23 protein-coding genes are annotated in these 19,982 nt (G+C 70.5%); 18 read left to right on the forward strand and 5 right to left on the reverse strand.

The genetic code is table 11. The annotated features are described in order from the left end of the window. Positions 1–38: 38 nt before the first annotated feature. From AA23TX_RS04230 to aroA, 9 genes are all read left to right on the forward strand, one after another. A complete protein-coding gene (locus AA23TX_RS04230) occupies positions 39–584 on the forward strand; it encodes a F0F1 ATP synthase subunit B (RefSeq protein ID WP_439328765.1) in 546 nt (181 codons plus the stop codon). 6 nt (positions 585–590) lie between these two features. Further along, complete coding sequence (locus AA23TX_RS04235) at positions 591–1,415, forward strand: F0F1 ATP synthase subunit delta (protein ID WP_155541272.1); 825 nt, start codon at positions 591–593, stop codon at positions 1,413–1,415. 57 nt (positions 1,416–1,472) lie between these two features. After that, complete coding sequence (gene atpA / locus AA23TX_RS04240) at positions 1,473–3,113, forward strand: F0F1 ATP synthase subunit alpha (protein ID WP_155541273.1); 1,641 nt, start codon at positions 1,473–1,475, stop codon at positions 3,111–3,113. 11 nt (positions 3,114–3,124) lie between these two features. Continuing rightward, complete coding sequence (locus AA23TX_RS04245; protein ID WP_155541274.1) at positions 3,125–4,063, forward strand: F0F1 ATP synthase subunit gamma; 939 nt, start codon at positions 3,125–3,127, stop codon at positions 4,061–4,063. Continuing rightward, entirely contained in the window at positions 4,063–5,490 is a 1,428-nt protein-coding gene (atpD, locus tag AA23TX_RS04250) for a F0F1 ATP synthase subunit beta (RefSeq protein ID WP_155541275.1), read from the forward strand. The genes AA23TX_RS04245 and atpD overlap by 1 nt, the downstream gene beginning before the upstream one ends. 114 nt (positions 5,491–5,604) lie before the next feature. Beyond that, a complete protein-coding gene (locus AA23TX_RS04255; protein WP_155541276.1) occupies positions 5,605–5,970 on the forward strand; it encodes a F0F1 ATP synthase subunit epsilon in 366 nt (121 codons plus the stop codon). A gap of 25 nt (positions 5,971–5,995) precedes the next feature. Beyond that, positions 5,996–6,430, forward strand: a complete 435-nt coding sequence (locus AA23TX_RS04260; protein ID WP_155541277.1) for a DUF2550 domain-containing protein — start codon at positions 5,996–5,998, stop codon at positions 6,428–6,430. 56 nt (positions 6,431–6,486) lie between these two features. Continuing rightward, positions 6,487–6,807: a putative quinol monooxygenase gene (locus AA23TX_RS04265; protein ID WP_155541278.1), complete on the forward strand. Its 321-nt coding sequence runs from the start codon at positions 6,487–6,489 to the stop codon at positions 6,805–6,807. Between the two features lie 10 nt (positions 6,808–6,817). Beyond that, a complete protein-coding gene (aroA, locus tag AA23TX_RS04270; RefSeq protein ID WP_155541279.1) occupies positions 6,818–8,056 on the forward strand; it encodes a 3-phosphoshikimate 1-carboxyvinyltransferase in 1,239 nt (412 codons plus the stop codon). On the opposite strand, the gene AA23TX_RS04275 is transcribed toward aroA, so the two are convergent. Next, positions 8,053–8,625, reverse strand: a complete 573-nt coding sequence (locus AA23TX_RS04275; RefSeq protein WP_155541280.1) for a cob(I)yrinic acid a,c-diamide adenosyltransferase — start codon at positions 8,623–8,625, stop codon at positions 8,053–8,055. The genes aroA and AA23TX_RS04275 overlap by 4 nt on opposite strands. Positions 8,626–8,686: 61 nt before the next feature. Between AA23TX_RS04275 and murA the strand changes: the two genes are divergently transcribed. Beyond that, entirely contained in the window at positions 8,687–9,961 is a 1,275-nt protein-coding gene (gene murA, locus AA23TX_RS04280) for a UDP-N-acetylglucosamine 1-carboxyvinyltransferase (protein ID WP_155541281.1), read from the forward strand. A gap of 1 nt (position 9,962) precedes the next feature. Here the strand turns inward: murA and AA23TX_RS04285 are convergent, their stop codons facing one another. Further along, positions 9,963–10,556 carry a TetR/AcrR family transcriptional regulator gene (locus AA23TX_RS04285; RefSeq protein WP_155541282.1) on the reverse strand — a complete coding sequence of 198 codons (594 nt, stop codon included), beginning with the start codon at positions 10,554–10,556 and terminating at the stop codon, positions 9,963–9,965. A gap of 93 nt (positions 10,557–10,649) precedes the next feature. Between AA23TX_RS04285 and AA23TX_RS04290 the strand changes: the two genes are divergently transcribed. Genes AA23TX_RS04290 through AA23TX_RS04300 form a run of 3 tightly spaced genes read left to right on the forward strand, consistent with a single transcriptional unit; the run spans position 10,650 to position 13,073 of the window. Beyond that, complete coding sequence (locus AA23TX_RS04290) at positions 10,650–11,075, forward strand: nuclear transport factor 2 family protein (protein ID WP_196425176.1); 426 nt, start codon at positions 10,650–10,652, stop codon at positions 11,073–11,075. Next, positions 11,068–11,886, forward strand: a complete 819-nt coding sequence (locus AA23TX_RS04295; protein WP_155541283.1) for an NmrA family NAD(P)-binding protein — start codon at positions 11,068–11,070, stop codon at positions 11,884–11,886. The genes AA23TX_RS04290 and AA23TX_RS04295 overlap by 8 nt, the downstream gene beginning before the upstream one ends. Beyond that, a complete protein-coding gene (locus AA23TX_RS04300; protein ID WP_155541284.1) occupies positions 11,883–13,073 on the forward strand; it encodes an alpha/beta hydrolase family protein in 1,191 nt (396 codons plus the stop codon). The genes AA23TX_RS04295 and AA23TX_RS04300 overlap by 4 nt, the downstream gene beginning before the upstream one ends. On the opposite strand, the gene AA23TX_RS04305 is transcribed toward AA23TX_RS04300, so the two are convergent. Continuing rightward, positions 13,070–13,693, reverse strand: coding sequence for a LysE family translocator (locus AA23TX_RS04305; RefSeq protein ID WP_155541285.1), 624 nt, complete (start codon positions 13,691–13,693; stop codon positions 13,070–13,072). The genes AA23TX_RS04300 and AA23TX_RS04305 overlap by 4 nt on opposite strands. After that, positions 13,693–14,316, reverse strand: coding sequence for a LysE family translocator (locus AA23TX_RS04310; protein WP_155541286.1), 624 nt, complete (start codon positions 14,314–14,316; stop codon positions 13,693–13,695). Before AA23TX_RS04310 ends, AA23TX_RS04305 begins: the two co-directional genes overlap by 1 nt. Positions 14,317–14,460: 144 nt before the next feature. Here AA23TX_RS04310 and AA23TX_RS04315 point away from each other — a divergent pair, with 144 nt between their 5' ends. The 3 genes from AA23TX_RS04315 to AA23TX_RS04325 all read left to right on the forward strand — a co-directional run bounded on the left by AA23TX_RS04315 (position 14,461) and on the right by AA23TX_RS04325 (position 17,633). Continuing rightward, complete coding sequence (locus AA23TX_RS04315) at positions 14,461–14,979, forward strand: PH domain-containing protein (protein ID WP_155541287.1); 519 nt, start codon at positions 14,461–14,463, stop codon at positions 14,977–14,979. A 59-nt stretch (positions 14,980–15,038) separates the two neighbouring features. Then, complete coding sequence (locus tag AA23TX_RS04320) at positions 15,039–15,530, forward strand: hypothetical protein (RefSeq protein ID WP_155541288.1); 492 nt, start codon at positions 15,039–15,041, stop codon at positions 15,528–15,530. Positions 15,531–15,614: 84 nt separating this feature from the next. Next, positions 15,615–17,633 (forward strand): protein meaA, encoded by a 2,019-nt coding sequence (locus AA23TX_RS04325; protein WP_155541289.1) that lies wholly within the window; start codon positions 15,615–15,617, stop codon positions 17,631–17,633. Here the strand turns inward: AA23TX_RS04325 and AA23TX_RS04330 are convergent. Continuing rightward, on the reverse strand, positions 17,626–18,180 hold the full coding sequence (locus tag AA23TX_RS04330) for a cysteine hydrolase family protein (protein ID WP_155541290.1): 555 nt from the start codon (positions 18,178–18,180) through the stop codon (positions 17,626–17,628). The two genes, AA23TX_RS04325 and AA23TX_RS04330, sit on opposite strands and share 8 nt — an antisense overlap. Before the next feature lie 71 nt (positions 18,181–18,251). Between AA23TX_RS04330 and AA23TX_RS04335 the strand changes: the two genes are divergently transcribed. Beyond that, entirely contained in the window at positions 18,252–19,232 is a 981-nt protein-coding gene (locus AA23TX_RS04335; protein WP_155541291.1) for a GlxA family transcriptional regulator, read from the forward strand. Then, complete coding sequence (locus AA23TX_RS04340; protein WP_155541292.1) at positions 19,214–19,981, forward strand: enoyl-CoA hydratase-related protein; 768 nt, start codon at positions 19,214–19,216, stop codon at positions 19,979–19,981. The genes AA23TX_RS04335 and AA23TX_RS04340 overlap by 19 nt, the downstream gene beginning before the upstream one ends. Position 19,982: the final 1 nt, after the last annotated feature.

Consider the following 19,982-nt stretch of genomic DNA (forward strand, 5'->3'; position numbering starts at 1 on the left):
AGCTCATCGCTTAAGGAGACGCCGTGCTGAAGAGTGCAATGCTCCTCGCCGCAGAAGGCGAGACGCACAACCCGATCATCCCCGACATCTCGGAGCTGATCCTCGGCATCGTCGCCTTCCTGATCCTGCTGTTCATCCTCAAGAAGTACGTCGTCCCTCGCTTCGAGGCCGCGTACGACGAGCGTGCGCAGAAGATCGAGGGTGGCATCGAGAAGGCCGAGAAGGCTCAGGCCGAAGCCGAAGACGCGCTCGCGAAGTACCGGGCGCAGCTGCAGGAAGCCCGTAGCGAGGCCGCGAAGATCCGCGACGACGCCCGGCTCGAAGCCGAGCAGATCAAGGCGGAGCTGCGGGCCGACGCGGAAGCCGAGTCCCAGCGGATCATCGCCCAGGGCCAGGCTCAGCTGCAGGCTCAGAAGGCGCAGATCATCGCCGAGCTGCGGGCCGACATGGGCCGCAACGCCGTGGAGCTGGCCAGCCGCATCGTCGGTGAGTCGCTCGAAGACGAGGCGCGCCGTCGTGGCACCGTCGACCGGTTCCTCGCGGAGCTGGACACCGCCGGTGCCGCTGGTGGAGCGGGGAAGTAGACCGGAATGACGCTGCATGCTGCGAGCCGTGAAGCGCTCGGCCTCGCCGAGGAACGCCTCGGCGAGGTTCTGGCCGACGCAGGAGCCGACTCCGCCACGGTCGGCGACGAGCTGCTCTCGGTCGTCGACCTGCTGGACCGGGAGAGCGGCCTGCGCCGGGCGGTGAGCGACGCTTCGACGACACCGGAGGCGCGCGCCGCGCTGGTGCGCCGGCTGTTCGACGGCAAGCTGTCCGAACCGGCCTTGAAGGTGCTCGACGCCGTGGCGGGCAGCCGCTGGTCCAGCCCTCGTCAGCTGGTCGACGGGCTCGAGTCGCTCGGTCACTCCGCGCTGCTCACCGCGGCCGAGAAGACCGGCAACATCGACGCCGTCGAGACCCAGCTGTTCCAGGTCTCGCGGGTCGTCGCCAACCACCCGGAGCTCGAGACGGCGCTCGCGGACCTGGCCGCCCCGGCCGACGCCAAGCGGACGCTGGTGCGCGGGCTGTTCGCCGACAAGGTGGACGTGGTCACCGAGACCCTCGTCGAGCAGGTCGTCCGCCGGGCCAAGGGCCGCGGCGTCGGCGCCGGGCTCGACGCGCTGGTCAAGCTGGCCGCGGACCGCCGTGAGCGCTCGGTCGCCTACGTGACCAGCGCGAGCGCCCTGACCGACGAGCAGGCCGCCCGGCTGGGCGCGAAGCTGAACGACATCTACGGGCGGTCGATCGCGCTGCACGTCGAGGTCGACCCCGGTCTCGGCGGCGGGCTCGTCGTCCGCGTCGGCGACGAGGTCATCGACGGGAGCGCGGCGGGTCGGCTGGCGGCCCTGCGCCGGCGGCTGGCCCGGGCATAGCCCCAGGTCACACAAGACTTTGCATACTGGCAAGAACGAAGCGAGAGCGGGAAAGACATGGCCGAGCTGACGATCTCCTCGGATGAGATCCGTAGCGCGATCGAGAACTACGTCTCGAGTTACGCCCCGGACGTGAGCCGGGAAGAAGTTGGCGTCGTGATCGACGCGGGTGACGGTATCGCCCACGTCGAGGGCCTCCCCTCGGCCATGGCCAACGAGCTGCTCGAGTTCCCCGGCGGCGTCCTGGGCGTCGCACTGAACCTGGACGCGCGCTCCATCGGTGCCGCGATCCTCGGCGACTTCGAAAGCATCGAAGAGGGCCAGCAGGTCAAGCGCACCGGCCAGGTCCTGTCCGTGCCGGTCGGCGACGGCTACCTCGGCCGGGTCGTCGACCCGCTGGGCGCCCCGATCGACGGTCTCGGCGACATCGAGACCACCGACCGCCGCCCGCTGGAGGTCAAGGCCGCTTCGGTGGTCGAGCGCCAGCCGGTGTCGGAGCCGCTGCAGACCGGCATCACCGCCATCGACGCGATGACCCCGATCGGTCGCGGCCAGCGCCAGCTGATCATCGGTGACCGCAAGACGGGCAAGACCGCCGTCGCCGTGGACACGATCATCAACCAGAAGGCCAACTGGGAGACCGGCGACCCGAAGAAGCAGGTTCGCTGCATCTACGTCGCGATCGGCCAGAAGGGCTCCACGATCGCCGCGGTCAAGAAGTCCCTCGAGGACTCGGGCGCGATGGAGTACACCACCATCGTCGCCGCCCCGGCTTCGGACTCCGCCGGCTTCAAGTGGATCGCGCCGTACACCGGCTCGGCCATCGGCCAGCACTGGATGTACGAGGGCAAGCACGTCCTCATCGTGTTCGACGACCTGACCAAGCAGGCCGACGCGTACCGCGCGATCTCGCTGCTGCTGCGCCGCCCGCCGGGCCGCGAGGCCTTCCCCGGCGACGTCTTCTACTTGCACTCCCGTCTCCTCGAGCGGTGCGCCAAGCTCTCGGACGAGCTGGGTGCCGGGTCGCTGACCGGGCTGCCGATCATCGAGACGAAGGCCAACGACGTGTCGGCCTACATCCCGACGAACGTCATCTCGATCACCGACGGCCAGTGCTTCTTCCAGTCGGACCTCTTCAACGCCGGTCAGCGCCCGGCCATCGACGTGGGCATCTCGGTGTCCCGCGTGGGTGGTGCCGCGCAGGTCAAGGCGATGAAGAACGTTTCGGGCTCGCTCCGGATCGACCTGTCGCAGTACCGCGAGCTGGAGGCGTTCGCCGCCTTCGCTTCGGACCTCGACGACGCTTCGAAGGCGCAGCTCGAGCGCGGTGCCCGGCTGTACGAGGTGCTCAAGCAGCCGCAGTACTCGCCGGTCCCGGTCGAGGAGCAGGTCTGCACGGTGTGGCTGGGGACGAACGGCCACTACGACTCGGTCCCGACCGAGGACGTGCGCCGGTTCAACCACGAGTTCCTCGACTCGGCCCGCCGCAAGCACGCCGACGTCCTGGGCGCGATCCGCGACACCGGGAAGTTCGAGGACGAGACGGCCGAGAAGCTGGTCGCCGCGGTGAACGAGTTCAAGAAGGAGTTCACCACGTCCGAGGGCAAGTCCCTCGTCGAGGCGGACGCCGACGCCATGGACGCCGACAAGGTCGGGCACGAGACCGTCAAGGTCAACAAGCCCGCCCCGAAGAAGTGAGCTGATAGCTCATGGCCGCACAACTCCGGGAACTCCGGTCGCGCATCAAGGCGACCAAGTCGATCGGCAAGATCACCAAGGCGATGGAGCTCATCGCCACCGCGCGCATCACCAAGGCGCGGGCGAAGGTCGCCGCTTCCCGGCCGTACGCCGACGAGATCACCAAGGTGCTCTCGGCGCTGGCCGGTGCGGCGGCCAACCTCGACCACCCCATGCTGGTCGAGCGCCCGAACCCGAAGCGGGCCGCTGTCCTGGTCGTGACCAGTGACAAGGGCCAGTGCGGTGGCTACAACTCCAACGTGCTGCGCGCGACCGAAGAGCTGCTCGCCCTGCTCCGCTCCGAGGGCAAGGAAGCGCAGGTCTACGTCACCGGCAACAAGGGCCTGAACTACTACCGGTTCCGCAACCGCGACGTGGTGGACGGCTGGACGGGCTTCTCCGACCAGCCGACCTACACCGCGGCGGTGGAGGCGGGCGAGGCCCTGGTCCGGTCGTTCATGGCCGGCGTCGACGACGAGCACGGCAACACCGACGGTATCGAGGGTGTCGACGAGATCCACATCGTCTACACCGAGTTCGTGTCGATGCTGACGCAGCGCCCGACCGCCAAGCGCGTCGCGCCGCTCGAGGTCGAGTACTCCGAGGGCGAAGAGGAGAAGCCCGCCGGGCTGCTCCCCAGCTACGAGTTCGAGCCGAGTGCCGACAAGCTGCTGGACGCGCTCCTGCCGAAGTACATCAACACGCGGCTCTACGCGGCGCTGCTCGAGTCCGCGGCGTCCGAGCTGGCCGCCCGCCGGACGGCGATGAAGGCCGCGTCGGACAACGCGAACGACCTGGTCGGCAACCTGACGCGGGAGATGAACCAGGCTCGCCAGGCCCAGATCACCCAGGAGATCTCCGAAATCGTCGGTGGCGCGAACGCGCTCACCGCAGCAGGAAGTGATGATTGATGACCAGTACTGAAGCCCCGCGCGCCAAGGGGCGCATCGTGTCGGTGACCGGTCCGGTCGTCGACGTCGAGTTCCCGCGCGGTTCCGTTCCCGAGCAGTTCAACGCCCTCAAGGTCGAGATCGAGTTCGAGCAGCTGCGCAAGACGGTGACCCTCGAGGTCGCCAGCCACCTGGGCGACAACCTCGTCCGCACCATCTCCCTGCAGCCGCAGGACGGCCTGGTGCGCGGCGCCGAGGTCACCGACACCGGCGGCCCGATCACGGTCCCGGTCGGCGACAAGGTCAAGGGCCACGTCTACAACGCGCTCGGCGAGTGCCTCGACGAGCCCGGCTACGGTGACGACCTCGAGCGCTGGGGCATCCACCGCAACCCGCCTTCCTTCGACCAGCTCGAAGGCAAGACGGAGATGCTGGAGACCGGCCTGAAGGTCGTCGACCTGCTCACCCCGTACGTCCAAGGTGGCAAGATCGGCCTGTTCGGCGGGGCCGGCGTCGGCAAGACGGTGCTCATCAAGGAGATGATCACCCGTGTCGCCCGGAACTTCGGTGGTACGTCGGTGTTCGCCGGGGTGGGCGAGCGCACCCGTGAGGGCAACGACCTCTTCCTGGAGATGAGCGAAGACGGCGTCATCAACGACACCGCCCTCGTGTTCGGCCAGATGGACGAGCCGCCGGGCACGCGCATGCGCGTCGCCCTGTCCGCGCTGACCATGGCGGAGTACTTCCGCGATGTGCAGAACCAGGACGTGCTGCTGTTCATCGACAACATCTTCCGGTTCACCCAGGCCGGTTCCGAGGTGTCGACCCTGCTGGGCCGCATGCCTTCGGCCGTGGGTTACCAGCCGACGCTGGCCGACGAGATGGGCCAGCTGCAGGAGCGGATCACCTCGACCCGGGGCCGGTCGATCACCTCGATGCAGGCGATCTACGTCCCCGCGGACGACTACACCGACCCGGCCCCGGCCGCGACGTTCGCTCACCTGGACGCCACCACCGAGCTCTCGCGTGGTGTCTTCCAGAAGGGCATCTTCCCGGCGGTGGACCCGCTGGCGTCGACGTCGACGATCCTCGACCCGGCCATCGTCGGCGAGGACCACTACCGGGTGGCTTCCGAGGTCATCCGGATCCTGCAGAAGTACAAGGAACTGCAGGACATCATCGCGATCCTCGGTATGGACGAGCTCTCGGAAGAGGACAAGCTCACCGTTCAGCGCGCGCGCCGCATCGAGCGGTTCCTGTCGCAGAACATGCTGGTCGCCGAGGCGTTCACGCAGATCCCGGGCTCGACGGTGCCGCTCTCGGAGACCATCGAGTCGTTCGACCGCATCTCGAAGGGTGACTTCGACCACTACCCGGAGCAGGCGTTCCTGGGTATCGGTGGCCTCGAGGACCTCGAGAAGAAGTACAAGGAAATCACCAAGAAGTGACTCCGTGAGCACGGCGGGGGCAGTGTCCACTGTGGATGCGCGCCCCCGCCGTTCTCGTAGTCGACGACAGACCTATTACACTCGGTGGTAACACCCCGAGCGAAGGAGTGCTACGTGGCTGAGATGTCCGTGGAGCTGGTGGCCGTCGAGCGCCGTCTCTGGTCGGGTACCGCCACTTTCGTGGTGGCCCAGACCACCGAGGGTGAGATCGGCGTCATGGCCGGCCACGAACCCGTGCTCGGGCAGCTCGTCGAGGGTGGCGTCGTCAAGGTGACGACCACCGACGGCGAGACGGTCTGCGCGGCCGTGCACGGTGGATTCCTCTCCGTGACCGGTACCGGGGTGAGCATTCTCGCCGAGAGCGCCGAGCTGTCCGACGAAATCGACGTCGACGCGGCGAAGGCGGCACTGAGCGCCGACGACGAGACCGAGCGGACGAGGGCCACGGCCCAGCTCCGCGCGGCAGGTCAGTCGGCCTGAGCGGGAGACGGGCAGGAGCCGGGCCGTGAAGATCACCGTGGTGGTAGCCGGGCTCCTGATCGTGCTCGCCGTGCTGGTCGCCTGGTACGGCCAGCGGTGGATCCGGATGCGCCGCGGCGGGGGCGTGAGCGTCGCGCTGCGGTGGCGTCCCGACGCCGCGCGGTCCAGCTGGCACCTGGGGCTGGGCCGCTACGAGGGCGACGAGTTCGTCTGGTACCGCGTGTGGAGCCTGCGGACCGGCCCGGACCGCGTCTTCCAGCGCGAAAGCATGCAGATCGCCGACCGGCGCGACCCGTCCGGGACCGAGGCCTACGCCGTTCCCGAGGGCTCGACCGTGCTGCGCTGCGAGTCGGAGACCCAGGAGGCGATCGAGATCGCCATGGGGCCGGGCGCGTTGACCGGGTTTCTTTCGTGGCTCGAATCCGCCCCGCCCGGGCGACGCCTCCCGCGCGCGTCCTGACCCCTGTCTCAAACTGGGACAGCCGGACCCCCGCTTCAGGCCTTAGGGTTGAGCGCATGATCTTCATCGTCGTCAAGTTCCCGGTCAAGCCCGAGCACGCGGAAAACTGGCCGGAAATCGTCGCCGACTACACCCGGAACACCCGCGCCGAGGACGGCAACCGGTTCTTCGAGTGGTCCCGCAGCCTCGAGGACAAGAACACCTACGTGCTGGTCGAGGGTTTCGAAGGCCAGGACGCCGCGGTCGCGCACGTCGGCTCCGACCACTTCAAGTGGGCGGTCGCGAACCTGGGCGCCTACATCAGCGACAACCCGCAGATCATCAACGTCCAGGATGCCTCCGACTGGGGCCCGATGGCCGAGATCTCGCCCCACTAAACTGGGGTCCGTGACCCTCGTCGAGATCCCCGGCTCCAAGTCCGTCACCGCCCGCGGCCTGTTCCTGGCCGCCGCCGCGAACGGCACCACGACCCTCGGCCGTCCGCTGCACTCGGACGACACCGAGGGCTTCGCCGAGGGACTCGTCAAGCTCGGCTACCGCGTCGACCGGCAACCGGGCGCGTGGACGATCGAGGGGCGTCCGTCGGGTCCGGGCGTCGCTTCGGCCGACGTCTTCTGCCGCGACGGCGCCACGACGGCCCGGTTCCTGCCCGCGCTGGCCGCGGCCGGCACCGGGACGTTCCACTTCGACGCGTCCGACCAGATGCGCCGGCGCCCGCTCGGCCCGCTGACCGACGCGCTGCGGGAGCTGGGCGTCGATCTGACCTTCGAGGGCGAGCCGGGCCACCACCCGCTGACGATCCGCGCGAACGGCGTCAAGGGCGGTCCGCTGACCCTCGACGCGGGGCTGTCGTCCCAGTTCCTGACGGCGTTGCTGCTGCTCGGGCCGTTGACGGCGGAGGGCCTGCGGATCACCGTGACGGACCTGGTCTCGGTGCCGTACGTCGAGATCACGCTGGAGATGATGCGGCGCTTCGGCGTCGACGTCCGGCGCGAGGGCAAGACGTTCGTGGTGCCGGCGCAGCCGTACCAGGCGTGCGAGTACCCGGTGGAGCCGGACGCGTCGACGGCCAGCTACTTCCTGGCCGCGGCGGCAGTCACGGGCCGCACGGTGACCATTCCGGGCCTCGGCTCGTCCGCCCTGCAGGGCGACGTGAAGTTCGCCGACGTGCTGCGGGAGATGGGCGCGCACGTCGAGCTGACCGAGGACTCGGTGACGGTCGCGGGCCCGTCGGACGGCCTGCGCGGCGTCACGGTGAACATGCGCGACATCTCGGACACCGTCCCGACACTGGCGGCGATCGCGCCGTTCGCTTCGGGCCCGGTGCGCATCGAGGACGTCTACAACACGCGCATCAAGGAGTGCGACCGGCTCGACGCGTGCGAGGAGAACCTGCGCGCGATGGGCATCGCCGTCGAGACCGGCCGGGACTGGATCGAGATCCAGCCGGGGGAGCCCACCGGCGCGCTGGTCAAGTGCCGGCGCGACCACCGGATCGCGATGGCGTTCAGCATCACGGGCCTGCGGACGCCCGGCATCACCCTGGACGACCCGGAGTGCGTGAAGAAGACGTTCCCCGGCTTCCACCAGGCGCTGGGATCGCTGCGGGAGAGCTGGGGGATCTAGGGCTGCCCGCCCGGCTGCCACAGCACGTCACCCTCGGGGTTCGCCAGCCGGGCGAGGATGAACAGCAGGTCCGACAACCGGTTCAGGTACTTCACCGCGATCGGGTTGGTCGTTTCCGGCTCGGCCTCGTGCAGCGCCCACGCGCTTCGCTCCGCGCGCCGCGACACCGTGCGCGCCTGGTGCAGGAACGCCGCACCAGGCGTACCTCCCGGCAGGATGAACGACGTCAGCTTCGGCAGGCGTTCGTTGAACTCGTCGCACCAGCCTTCGAGCCGCTCGACGTACTTCTCGGTGATCCGCAGCGGCGGGTACGGCGGGTCGTCCGAAATCGGCAGGCACAGGTCCGCGCCGACGTCGAAGAGATCGTTCTGCACCGCACGCAGCACGTCCGTGACTTCGGCGGGCAGGGCACCCATCGCGATCGCCAGGCCCAGCACCGAGTTCGTCTCGTCCGTGTCGGCGTACGCGCCCAGGCGGGGCGACGTCTTGGGCACGCGGGACCCGTCGCCGAGCGCGGTCGTGCCGCTGTCGCCGACCTTCGTGTAGACGCGGTTGATGCGAACGACCATGAACCCACCATAGCGGCCCCCGCCCGGGCCGAATCCGGGCGAGAGGGCATGATTGGCGGCCATGAGCGAGCACTTCGACGTGCATGGCGGAGCCCGGCTGGTCGGCGAGGTCGACGTGGTCGGCGCGAAGAACAGCGTGCTGAAGCTGATGGCCGCGGCCCTGCTGGCCGAGGGCACCACGACCATCACGAACTGCCCGCAGATCCTGGACGTCCCGCTGATGGGCGACGTGCTGCGGAGCGTCGGGTGCGAGGTCGTCATCGAGGGCGACACCGCCACCATCACGACGCCGGCCGAGCTGTCGCACCGCGCCGACTCGGCCGCGATGGGCAAGCTGCGCGCGTCCGTCTGCGTGCTGGGCCCGCTGGTCGGGCGGCTGAAGCAGGCCGTCGTCGCGCTGCCGGGCGGCGACGCGATCGGCTCGCGCCCGCTGGACATGCACCAGAACGGCCTGCGCAAGCTGGGCGCGACGAGCACGATCGAGCACGGCTGCGTCGTCGCGAAGGCCGAGACGCTGGTCGGCGCGCAGATCTGGCTGGACTTCCCGAGCGTCGGCGCGACCGAGAACATCCTGATGGCGGCCGTGCTGGCCGAGGGCACCACGGTCATCGACAACTGCGCACGCGAGCCCGAGATCGTCGACATCTGCACGATGCTCACCGAGATGGGCGCGAAGATCGAGGGCGCCGGCACGTCGACGCTGACCGTCCACGGCGTGGAGCAGCTGCACCCGACCGAGCACAGCGTGATCGGCGACCGGATCGTCGGCGCGACCTGGGCGTTCGCGGCGTCGATGACCCGCGGCGACATCACGGTCCGCGGCGTCAACCCGCACCACCTCGACCTGGTGCTGAACAAGCTGCAGCTGGCCGGCGCGGACGTCGAGACGTTCGGGGACAAGGGTTTCCGCGTGGTCCAGCCGGAGCGCCCGAAGGCGGTCGACTGGGTGACGCTGCCGTACCCCGGTTTCGCGACCGACCTGCAGCCGTTCGCGGTGGCGCTGTCGGCGGTGTCCGAGGGCACGTCGATGATCACGGAGAACGTCTACGAGGCGCGCTTCCGGTTCATCGAAGAGATGATCCGCCTGTCCGGCGACGCGCGCACGGACGGCCACCACGCGGTGGTCCGCGGCGTGAAGGCGCTGTCGAGCGCGCCGGTCTGGGCGTCCGACATCCGCGCGGGCGCCGGCCTGGTGCTGGCCGGCTTGTGCGCGGACGGCATCACCGAGGTCTGGGACGTCTTCCACATCGACCGCGGCTACCCGCACTTCGTCGAGAACCTGAACCGCCTGGGCGCCAACATCGAGCGCGTCGCGGGCGAACCGGCCCGGACGTGAGTCACCCGCCCTGCGCGCCCAGTGCGCGCAGGGCGAACTCCACCAGCCGGTCCACGTAGTCCGGCTCCGCTTCCGCGAGGCGGACCACCAGGCGCCAGTAGATCGGCGCCGCCAGGATGTCGAGCGCCAGTTCCATGTCCAGGTCCTCGGCCAGCTCGCCGCGCGCGATCGCGCGGCGCAGCATCGCCTCGCCGACCTCGCGGCGGGGGCCGCCGATGGCCTCGCGCAGGCCGCGGCCGCGGTCCGGCTTGCGGGCGTCCTCCGCGACCAGGTCCGGCAGGATCCGGGAAAACAGCGGGTGCGTCAGCCAGTCGATCAAGGCCTGCATCGTTTCGCGCAGGTCTCCGCGCAGCGAACCCGTGTCGACCTCCGCCGCGCGGCTCACGCTGAACTCCGTCACCACGGACGCGATCATCTGCTCCTTCGACACCCACCGCCGGTACAGCGCGCTCTTGCCGACGCCGGCGCGTTTCGCCACGGCTTCCATCGACAGCCGCCCGTAGCCCTGCTCGGCGAGTTCCCACATGACGGCGTCGGCGATCGCCTGCGTGACCTCGGGCTGGAGGACCGCGGCGCCGGTCGGGGTGCGTGCCATGGACGCAGTGTAGCGGGTGGACGGGACGGTACCGTCCCGTCTAGAGTTACGTCGGGACGGTACCGTATCGTCCACATGTTCAAGGAGGCTCCGATGGAGCTGCGCGACCTCGTCGATCAGGGGATCGATCTGCTGCTGAAGCACGACATGTCCGGGTTCGCCGGGCTCTGGGCCGAGGACGGCGTCCTCGAGTTCCCGTTCGCCGGCCCGGGCTACCCGAAGCGCGTCGAAGGGCGCACCGCGATCACCGAGTACCTGCGCGACTACCCGAACCTGCTGGACATCCGCGAGGTCGTCGCGAAGACCGTGCACGAGACGACCGACCCGGCCGTGGTCGTCGCCGAGTTCACCGTCGGCGGCGTCGTGGTGGCCACGGGGAAGCCGTACGAGCTGTCGTACATCGCCGTGATCACCGTCGAAGACGGCGAAATCCGGCACTACCGCGACTACTGGAGCCCGCTCGCCGCGGCCGAGGTCCTCGGCGGCGTCGAAGAGCTGACGGCGGCCTTCGGTGGCTGACGTCCTGGTTCTCGGCGCTACCGGCACCACCGGGCGCCGGGTCGTCGCGGGCCTGCGTGCCGCGGGGTTCGCGGCGCGGGCGGCCACGCGCAAGCCGGGCGAGCCCGGTCAGGTCCGGTTCGAGTGGGCCGACCGCTCGACCCACGCCGGCGCACTGCGCGACGTCTCCGCGGTGTACCTGCTGGCACCGATCGGCGAGGCTGAGCCCGTGGGCCTGGTCGAGCCGTTCCTCGACGACGCTCTCGCCGCGGGCGTCCGCCGGGTCGTCCTGCTCAGCTCGTCGGCCGTCACGGCGGACACGCCCGGGCTCGGCGACCTGCAGCGGCTGGTGCGCGGGGCGCCGGAGTGGGCCGTGCTGCGGCCGTCCTGGTTCATGCAGAACTTCACCGGCGAGCACCTGGTCGCCCAGGGGGTCCGGGACGGCGAGATCGTCACCGCCACCGGGGACGCGCGGGTCGCGTTCGTCGACGCCGGCGACATCGCGGCGGTCGCCGTCCGCGCGCTGACCGACCCCGAACCGCACAACACCGAACACGTGCTCACCGGTCCCGGTGCGTTGAGCTATTCCGAAGCCGCATCGATCATCGCCGCGCGCACCGGGCGCCCGGTGCGGCACCGCGCGGTGAGCACCGCCGAGTTCGCGGCCCGCGTGAGCGCGTCCGGGATCCCGGCGGAGTTCGCCGCCGTGCTCGCCGCCCTCGACGAGGACATCCGGCGCGGTGCCGAAGACCGCGTCACCCCGGCCGTCGAAGAGGTCACCGGCCGGCCCGCCCGCCCGTTCGAAACCTTTGTGGAGGAGGAGATCCGATGAAGCAGATCATGTTCACCGAAGACCCGCAGTTCTGGTTCGAGACCCTGCGCCTGTTCGGTCACTCGTCCTACGGCGGTTCGGACTTCGGCGAGGTCGTCGCGGCGGCGTCGACCGTGACGGCCGGCGACTACGACAGCTGGCACGACGCCTACCGCGCCTTGGCCGATCGGCTCTACGCCGAGGCCGCGGACGCCGGGCCGATCACCGCGCGGGACCTGCTGCTGCGCGCGTCGACGTACTACTTCTCGTCGGAGTTCTTCCTCCACGGCGACCCGGCCGACCCGCGCATCGCGGCGGCCTACGACCGCAGCGTCGAGTGCTTCCGGCGCGCGGGTGTCGCGGAACCGGTCGAAATCCCTTACGAGGGAACGGTTCTGCAGGGGTACTTCTACCGCGCGCCGGGCGAGGGGTCGAAGCCGGTGCTGATCATCCACAGCGGTTTCGACGGCAGCGCCGAGGAATGCCACTTCATGGGTGCGGCGACCGGAGCGGAGCGCGGCTACCACGTGCTGACGTTCGACGGCCCGGGCCAGCCGAGCGCGATCCGGCGCGACAAGCTGGTGTTCCGGCCGGACTGGGAGCACGTCGTCACGCCGGTGGTGGACTTCGCGCTGGGACTCGACGGCGTCGACGCGTCGCGGATCGCGCTGATGGGCATCAGCCTCGGTGGCGTGCTCGCCCCGCGCGCGGCGGCGTTCGAACCCCGGCTGGCGGCGGTCGTCGCGGTGGACGGTGTGTACGACGCGGGTTCGGCGGTGACCTCGCTGCTGCCGTGGCCGCGCGAAGAGATCGTCCGGCGGGCGAACGCCCCGGAGGACGCGGAGTTCGACGCGATCCTCGCCGCGGGCCGCGAAGCCAGCCCGACGCTGCGCTGGGCGTGCGACCACGGCCGGTACGTCCTGGGCGCGGCGACCGACCGCGAGTTCATCGCGAAGTACCTCGAGTACACGCTGGAGGACGGCATCGCGGAGAAGATCACCTGCCCGACGCTCGTGTGCGAGGCGGCGGACGACCTGTTCTTCGGCGGGGAGACCGAAACCGAGCCGCGCCGGCTGTACGACCACCTGAACGCACCGAAGACGCTGATGACGTTCACCGCGGAGGAAGGCGCGGACGCGCACTGCCACGTCGGCGCCCAGCGGCTCGCGGCCGGCCGGATCTACGACTGGCTCGACCGGACGCTCTAGCCTTCGACGGCGAGCGCGGCCCCGAAGCCGAGCAGGGCGGCGCCGGTGATCCCGTCGAGAGTCCGGCGGACCCGGCGCCGCCGCAGCCACCCGCGCACCCGGTGCACGAACAGCAACAGCAGCACCTGCCACACCACGCCGAGCGCCGCGACCGTGTAGGCCAGCAGGAGCGAATCGGCGAAGGTCGACGCCGGCGTGAGGAACTGCGGCAGCACCGACAGGTACAGCACGATCACCTTGGGGTTGGTGATGTTCGACAGGAACCCCTCGCGGAACCGGCGTCCCCGCGTGCCGCGAGCGCGGCGGACGTCGTCGAGGGCTTCGTAGTTCCCGCGCCAAGCACCGCGCAACGCCTGGACCCCCAGGAAGAGCAGGTAGGCCGCGCCCAGCCACTTCACGGTCTCGAACAGGGGCTGGTAGCGCGTGATCACCGCGCCCAGGCCGAGCGCCACCGCCGTGCCCTGCAGGAAGTTCGCGACACTGATGCCCGCGCACGCCCAGCCGCCGCCGCGGGCACCACCGGTCAGGGCGTTCTTCAGCACCACCATGGTGTCCGGGCCCGGCATCATCGCCAGGAACGCCATCATCCCGGCGAAGCCGAGGTAGGTGCTCCACGTCATCAGGACTCCAGGGCGAGGGCGGCGCCGAACCCGAGCAGCGCGGTGCCGGTGACGCCGTCCAGCGTACGGCGGACCCGGCGGCGGCCCAGCCACGCGCGGACGCGGTGCACGAACACCAGCAGCACCAGCAGCCACAGGCCGCCGAGCACCGCGACGGTGTAGGCCAGCACCAGCGAGTCCCCGATGCTCGACCGCGGGGTCAGGAACTGCGGCAGCACGGACAGGTACAGCACCAGCACCTTCGGGTTCGTGATGTTGGAGAGGAACCCCTCGCGGAACCGCCGGAACCCGCTCGCTTTACGCCGTTGCGTGTTCTCGACGACGTCGTAGTTCCCGCGGAAAGCCCCGCGCAGCGCCTGGAATCCGAGGAAGACGAGGTAGGCCGCACCGACCCACTTGAGCGCGAGGAACACCGGCTGCGACCGTGCGATGAGCACGCCCAGCCCGAGCGCCGCGGCGCTGCCTTGGACGGCGTTGCCGGCGAAGATGCCGAGCGACGCGAGCAGCCCGCCGCGGAACCCGCCGGACAGCGCGTTCTTGAGCATCACCATCGTGTCCGGGCCCGGCGCGAGCACGATCAGCACCACGATGAGCAGGTAACTTCCGTAAGTACTCCACGTCACGGCTGCCCACGCTAATCGAGGGGTACCGGTGCGGTCTCGCGGATTTCCGTCACATCGCCGGCCTTGCGGGCACGGAGCGTGCGCGAGTGCGTACAGCGCGCTCGAGGCTCGGCGGGAGTGGTCTCCGCAGAGTAGTGTTCGGCCATGTCAGCAGGGGAAATCGAGCTTTTGCCCGGTGAGCGCGTGCTCTGGGCGGGAGAGCCGGTCCAGCGCCCGTTCTACGTCGCCGCGGACGGGGTGATCGCCCCTGCCGGACTCATCGTCACCATCGCCGCGCTCTGGTTCCTGCTCGCGAAGCAGCCCAGCGGAGGTGCCATGGCCGGGGCCGTCGTGGTGCTGGTGATCGGCTTGTACGGCGCCGTCGGCCGGTCCGCCGTCCGGTACCTCGCGCTCGGGCGCACCACCTACGCCGTGACCGACAGCCGGGTCATCGCGCGGTCCGGGCTGTTCCGGCAGAAGGAACGCGCGAGCGAGCTGGCCGGGCTCCCGGCGCCGGTCCTCAAGCCGGGGCCGTCCCGCGCCGGCACCATCACCTTCGGACCGGGCGCGGTGACGCTGATGGGCGTCGGCGAACCCAAGCGCGTCCGCGACCTGCTCACCAAGGCCATCGACGAGGCCAAGGCGCGTCAGGCGCCGCCGGAAACCGGCACTTCGGCCGCCTGAAGGCAACCGGCACGGCCTTCCGGAGCGTCAGCCCGGCAAAGACGACCGGGGAGAGTGCCGTGGATGAGCCGATCATCGTCCTGGAGCCGGGCGAGTGGCTGCTGTGGTCGGGCCGGCCGCAGCGGGTCGTCCCGACCGGCCTGGAGTGGCTCCGCCTCGTCTTCGGCACGGTCCCGGCGGCGGTGTTCGCCGTCGTCACCTTTCCGGGCGGCTTGACGCTCGTCGTCCTGGCACTCGCCGCCGTCTGGGGGCCGGTGCTCTGGCGGCTGTGGACGACGCATCGCGCGGTGTACGCGGTGACCGATCAGCGGGTCGTCGTGGCCGACCGCGTCTCGGGCTACACCCGCACGTGGATGGACTTGACCACCCCGGTCACCTCCCCCGCCCGCGGCGGCCTCGGCACGCTCACCTTCCACCCGCCGGTCGTCACGGTGGACATCTTCGGCTTCGGCTTGCCGAGCCGGAACCAGCAGCGCCCGATCGTCCTGTTCGCCGTGCCGGACGCCGGGGGCCTTCGCGACCTGATCGTGCAGGCGCAGGACGTGGACTGAGTCACCCGGACGTGTCCGATTGCACTGCCACCATAAGTTACCGATCGGTACACTCAGCGAAACGTCCACCGCCGGAGGTGCCCAGTGCCGTACCCAACGGACCGCGAGCGAGACCGACCGTGGGTGATGCGGACCTACGCGGGCCACTCCTCGGCGGCCGCGTCGAACGAGCTCTACCGGCGCAACCTCGCCAAGGGCCAGACCGGCCTCTCGGTCGCCTTCGACCTGCCGACCCAGACCGGCTACGACCCGGACCACCAGCTCAGCCGCGGTGAGGTCGGCAAGGTCGGCGTGCCCGTGTCGCACATCGGCGACATGCGGCGGCTCTTCGACGGCATCCCGCTCGCCGAGGCGAACACGTCGATGACGATCAACGCGCCCGCCATGTGGCTGCTCGCGCTGTACGTCTCCGTGGCGCGCGAGCAGGCCGAGGCCGAGGGCCGCGACGTGGACGAGGTCCTGGCGAAGCTCACCGGCACCACGCAGAACGACATCATCAAGGAGTACCTGTCCCGCGGGACCTACATCTTCCCGCCGGGGCCGAGCCTGCGGCTGATCACCGACATGATCGCGTGGACCGTGCACCACGTGCCGAAGTGGAACCCGATCAACATCTGCAGCTACCACCTGCAAGAAGCCGGCGCGACGCCGACGCAGGAGGTCGCCTACGCACTGTGTACCGCGATCGCCGTCCTCGACGCCGTGCGCGACTCCGGGCAGGTCGACGCGGCCGACATGGCGAAGGTCGTCGCGCGGATCTCGTTCTTCGTCAACGCCGGGGTGCGGTTCGTCGAGGAGATGTCCAAGATGCGCGCGTTCACCGCGCTCTGGGACGAGCTCACCCGGGACCGTTACGGCGTAACGGATCCGAAGGCGCGCCGCCTGCGCTACGGCGTCCAGGTCAACTCGCTCGGGCTCACCGAAGCCCAGCCGGAGAACAACGTCCAGCGGATCGTGCTCGAGATGCTCGCGGTGTCGCTTTCGCGCGGCGCCCGCGCCCGCGCGATCCAGCTGCCCGCCTGGAACGAGGCGCTCGGCCTGCCCCGGCCGTGGGACCAGCAGTGGGCGCTGCGGATGCAGCAGGTGCTCGCGTTCGAGACGGACCTGCTGGAGTACGAGGACATCTTCGACGGCTCGCACGTCATCCAGGCCAAGGTCGACGAGATCATGACCGGCGCGCGCGAGGAGATCGCCCGCGTGCAGGACCTCGGCGGCGCGGTCGCCGCGGTCGAGAGCGGCTACATGAAGTCACAGCTGGTCGGTTCGCTCGCCGAGTACCGGCGGGGCATGGAAAACGGCGAGCGGATCCTGGTCGGCGTCAACAAGTTCGAAACGACCGAGCCGTCGCCGCTGCAGGCCGAAGGCGCGAAGGCGATCGAGACGATCGACCCCGCCGTCGAGAAGGCCGCCGTCACCGCGATCGAGGAGTGGCGCACCCAGCGCGACGACGCCGCCGTCGAGCGGTCACTGGCCACGCTGAAGGAACGCGCGCGGACCACGGAAAACCTCTTCGAGGCCACTGTGGACTGTGCGCGGGCCGGCGTGACCACCGGCGAGTGGTCCGGCGCGCTGCGCGAGGTGTTCGGCGAATACCGGGCGCCCACCGGGGTTTCCGCGGCCGCGGCGGGCGGCGGGGGCGACCCGGAGATCGAGCGGGTGCGCGAACGCGTCCGCGCCACCGAAGCGGAACTGGGCGAGCGGCTGCGGATCCTGGTCGGCAAGCCGGGCCTCGACGGGCACTCCAACGGCGCCGAGCAGGTCGCCGTCCGGGCGCGCGACGTCGGCTTCGAGGTCGTCTACCAGGGCATCCGGCTGACGCCCGAGCAGATCGTCGCGGCCGCGGTGCAGGAGGGCGTGCACGTCGTCGGGCTGTCGGTGCTCTCCGGTTCGCACCTGGAGGTCGTCCCGCACGTCGTCGACGGCCTGCGTGCCGCGGGTGCGGGCGACGTCCCGGTGATCGTCGGCGGCATCATCCCGCCGGACGACGCCGCGCTGCTGACCGAGCGCGGCATCGCCCGCGTGTTCACGCCGAAGGACTACGAGCTGACCGGGATCATGGACGGCATCGTCTCGCTGATCCGGGAGCGCAACGGCCTCAGCTGAGGCCGGCCAGGATCTCCTTCGTGGACTTCACGGTGGCGAACTGGTTCGCCAGGTTCGCCGCCGTGACTCGGTACAGCTCGTCGGCGGTGACTACGTCGCCGTCAACGCCCGGCAGGTCGAACGTGAACGTCGCGTCGAGCGCGAAAGTCACGTCGTAGCCGAGGTTCCCGCCCATCCGCGCGGTGGTTTCGCAGCAGAAGTTCGTCTGGATCCCGGCGAGGACGAAGCTCGTGATGCCCCGCTTGCGCAGCCACGCGTCGAGGTCGACGTCGCCGATGAACGCCGAGTTGACCTTCTTGCCGAACACGAGGTCCGGGCGGGCGCCGTCGAGTTCGGGCTTGAAGTCGTTGCCGGGCTGGCCGGGCCGCAGCGGCGACTTCGGCCCGGTCGAGTCGTGGTGCACGAGCACGACCGGGAGCCGCCGCTCCTGCCACGCGTCGAGCAGGGCCTTCATGTTCGCCTCCGCGCCGGGGTTGTTGCGCGGGCCCCAGACGGGCTCGTCGAACCCGCGCTGGACGTCGATCAGGATCAGTGCCGTTTCGGTCATGACGTCGAGTTTCGCGGGCTGCGGTCTCGCAGGGGAGCGGCAGAAGACGCGCGATGCGGTACTTTCCTGCCATGCGCACGATCGGCGTTCTCCTGTTGCCGGGCACCCGGATGTTCGACCTCGCGGTGATCGGCGAGGTCTGGGGCCAGGACCGGACCGACAGCGGGATCGGCCCGTTCACCCTGCGGTTGTGCAGCCAGGGCCGGGTCCGCACGGCCGTCTCGCCGTTCGGCGACGTCGCGGCGACGCACGGGCTGACCGGCCTCGACGGCTGCGACCTCGTCCTGGCGCCGGGCCGCGACGACCCGCTCGCCGAGGTGCCGCCGGCCGCCGCCGCGGCACTGCGGCGGGCGCACCGCGCGGGGACGACCGTCGCCGCGTTGTGCTCGGGCGCGTTCACGCTGGCCGCGGCCGGCCTGCTCGACGGCCGCCCGGCGACCACGCACTGGCGCGACTTCGACGCCTTGACCGTCGCCGCACCGCGGGCCGACCTCCAGCGCGACGTTCTCTACACCGACGACGGCGGCGTCCTTACGTCGGCGGGTGTCGTCGGCGGCCTCGACCTCTGCCTGCACCTGGTCCGGCGCGACCACGGCGCGGACGTCGCCGCCGCCCTCGCACGGCGGCTGGTGATGCCGCCGGCGCGTGAAGGCGGGCAGCGGCAGTACGTCGACAGTCCGGTGCCTTCCGCCACGCAGCCCGGATTGTCGTCCACAATGGACTGGGCGATGGCGCGGCTCGGTTCCGGCATCGGGGTCGAGGACCTCGTCGGGCACGCGCGGATGAGCGAACGGACGTTCCACCGCGAGTTCGCCGCGGCGACCGGGGTGACGCCGGGGCGCTGGCTGCGCGTGCAGCGCGTCCGGCTCGCGCAGCGCCTGCTGGAGACGACGGCGCTGCCGGTCGAGCGCGTCGCCGAGCGGTCCGGGCTGGGGACGGCGGCGAACCTGCGCCGCCGGATGCGTGCCGAAGTGGGTGTCGGCCCGGACAGCTATCGGCGCACCTTCCGGTCCGGAAGGGCTACGGTCGGGGAATGTACGAGCACCTCCTGATGAACCGGGACGGCGACACCGTCACGATCACCATGAACCGGCCGGAGCGGCGCAACTCGCTGTCCGCGGATCACCTCGCCGAGCTGCTCGCCGCGTTCCGCGCGGCGGGGACGTCCGACGCCACCGGCGTCGTGCTGGCCGGCGCGGGACCGGTGTTCTCCGCGGGGCACGACTTCGGGGACGTGGCCAAGCGCGACCTTATGGGCGTGCGCGAGCTGCTGACGGTGTGCACCGAACTGATGAAGACCATGCAGTCGATTCCGCAGGTGGTCATCGCGCGGGTGCACGGCCTGGCCACCGCGGCGGGCTGTCAGCTCGTGGCGTCGTGCGACCTGGCTGTCGCCGCCGAGTCGGCGGGCTTCGCGCTGCCGGGCGGCAAGGGCGGCTGGTTCTGCCACACGCCGGCGGTGCCGGTGGCGCGTTCGATCGGCCGCAAGCGGCTCATGGAGCTGGCGCTGACGGGCGACGTCATCGACGCGGCGACCGCGCTCGACTGGGGCCTGGTCAACCGGGTCGTCCCGGACGAGCAGCTCGACGACGCCGTCGGGGATCTGCTGGCGCGGGCGACGCGCGGCAGCCGGGCCAGCAAGTCGATGGGCAAGGTGACGCTCTATGCCCAGCTCGACCGGCCCGAGGCCGACGCCTACGCCATCGCGCTGGAGGTCATGGCCGCGGCGTCGCAGCTGCCCGGCGCCCGCGAAGGCATGGCCGCCTTCTTGGAGAAGCGCAAGCCCTCCTGGCCTGACTGAG

Origin of the sequence: Amycolatopsis camponoti (assembly GCF_902497555.1) — a bacterium.
Lineage (GTDB): Bacteria > Actinomycetota > Actinomycetes > Mycobacteriales > Pseudonocardiaceae > Amycolatopsis > Amycolatopsis camponoti.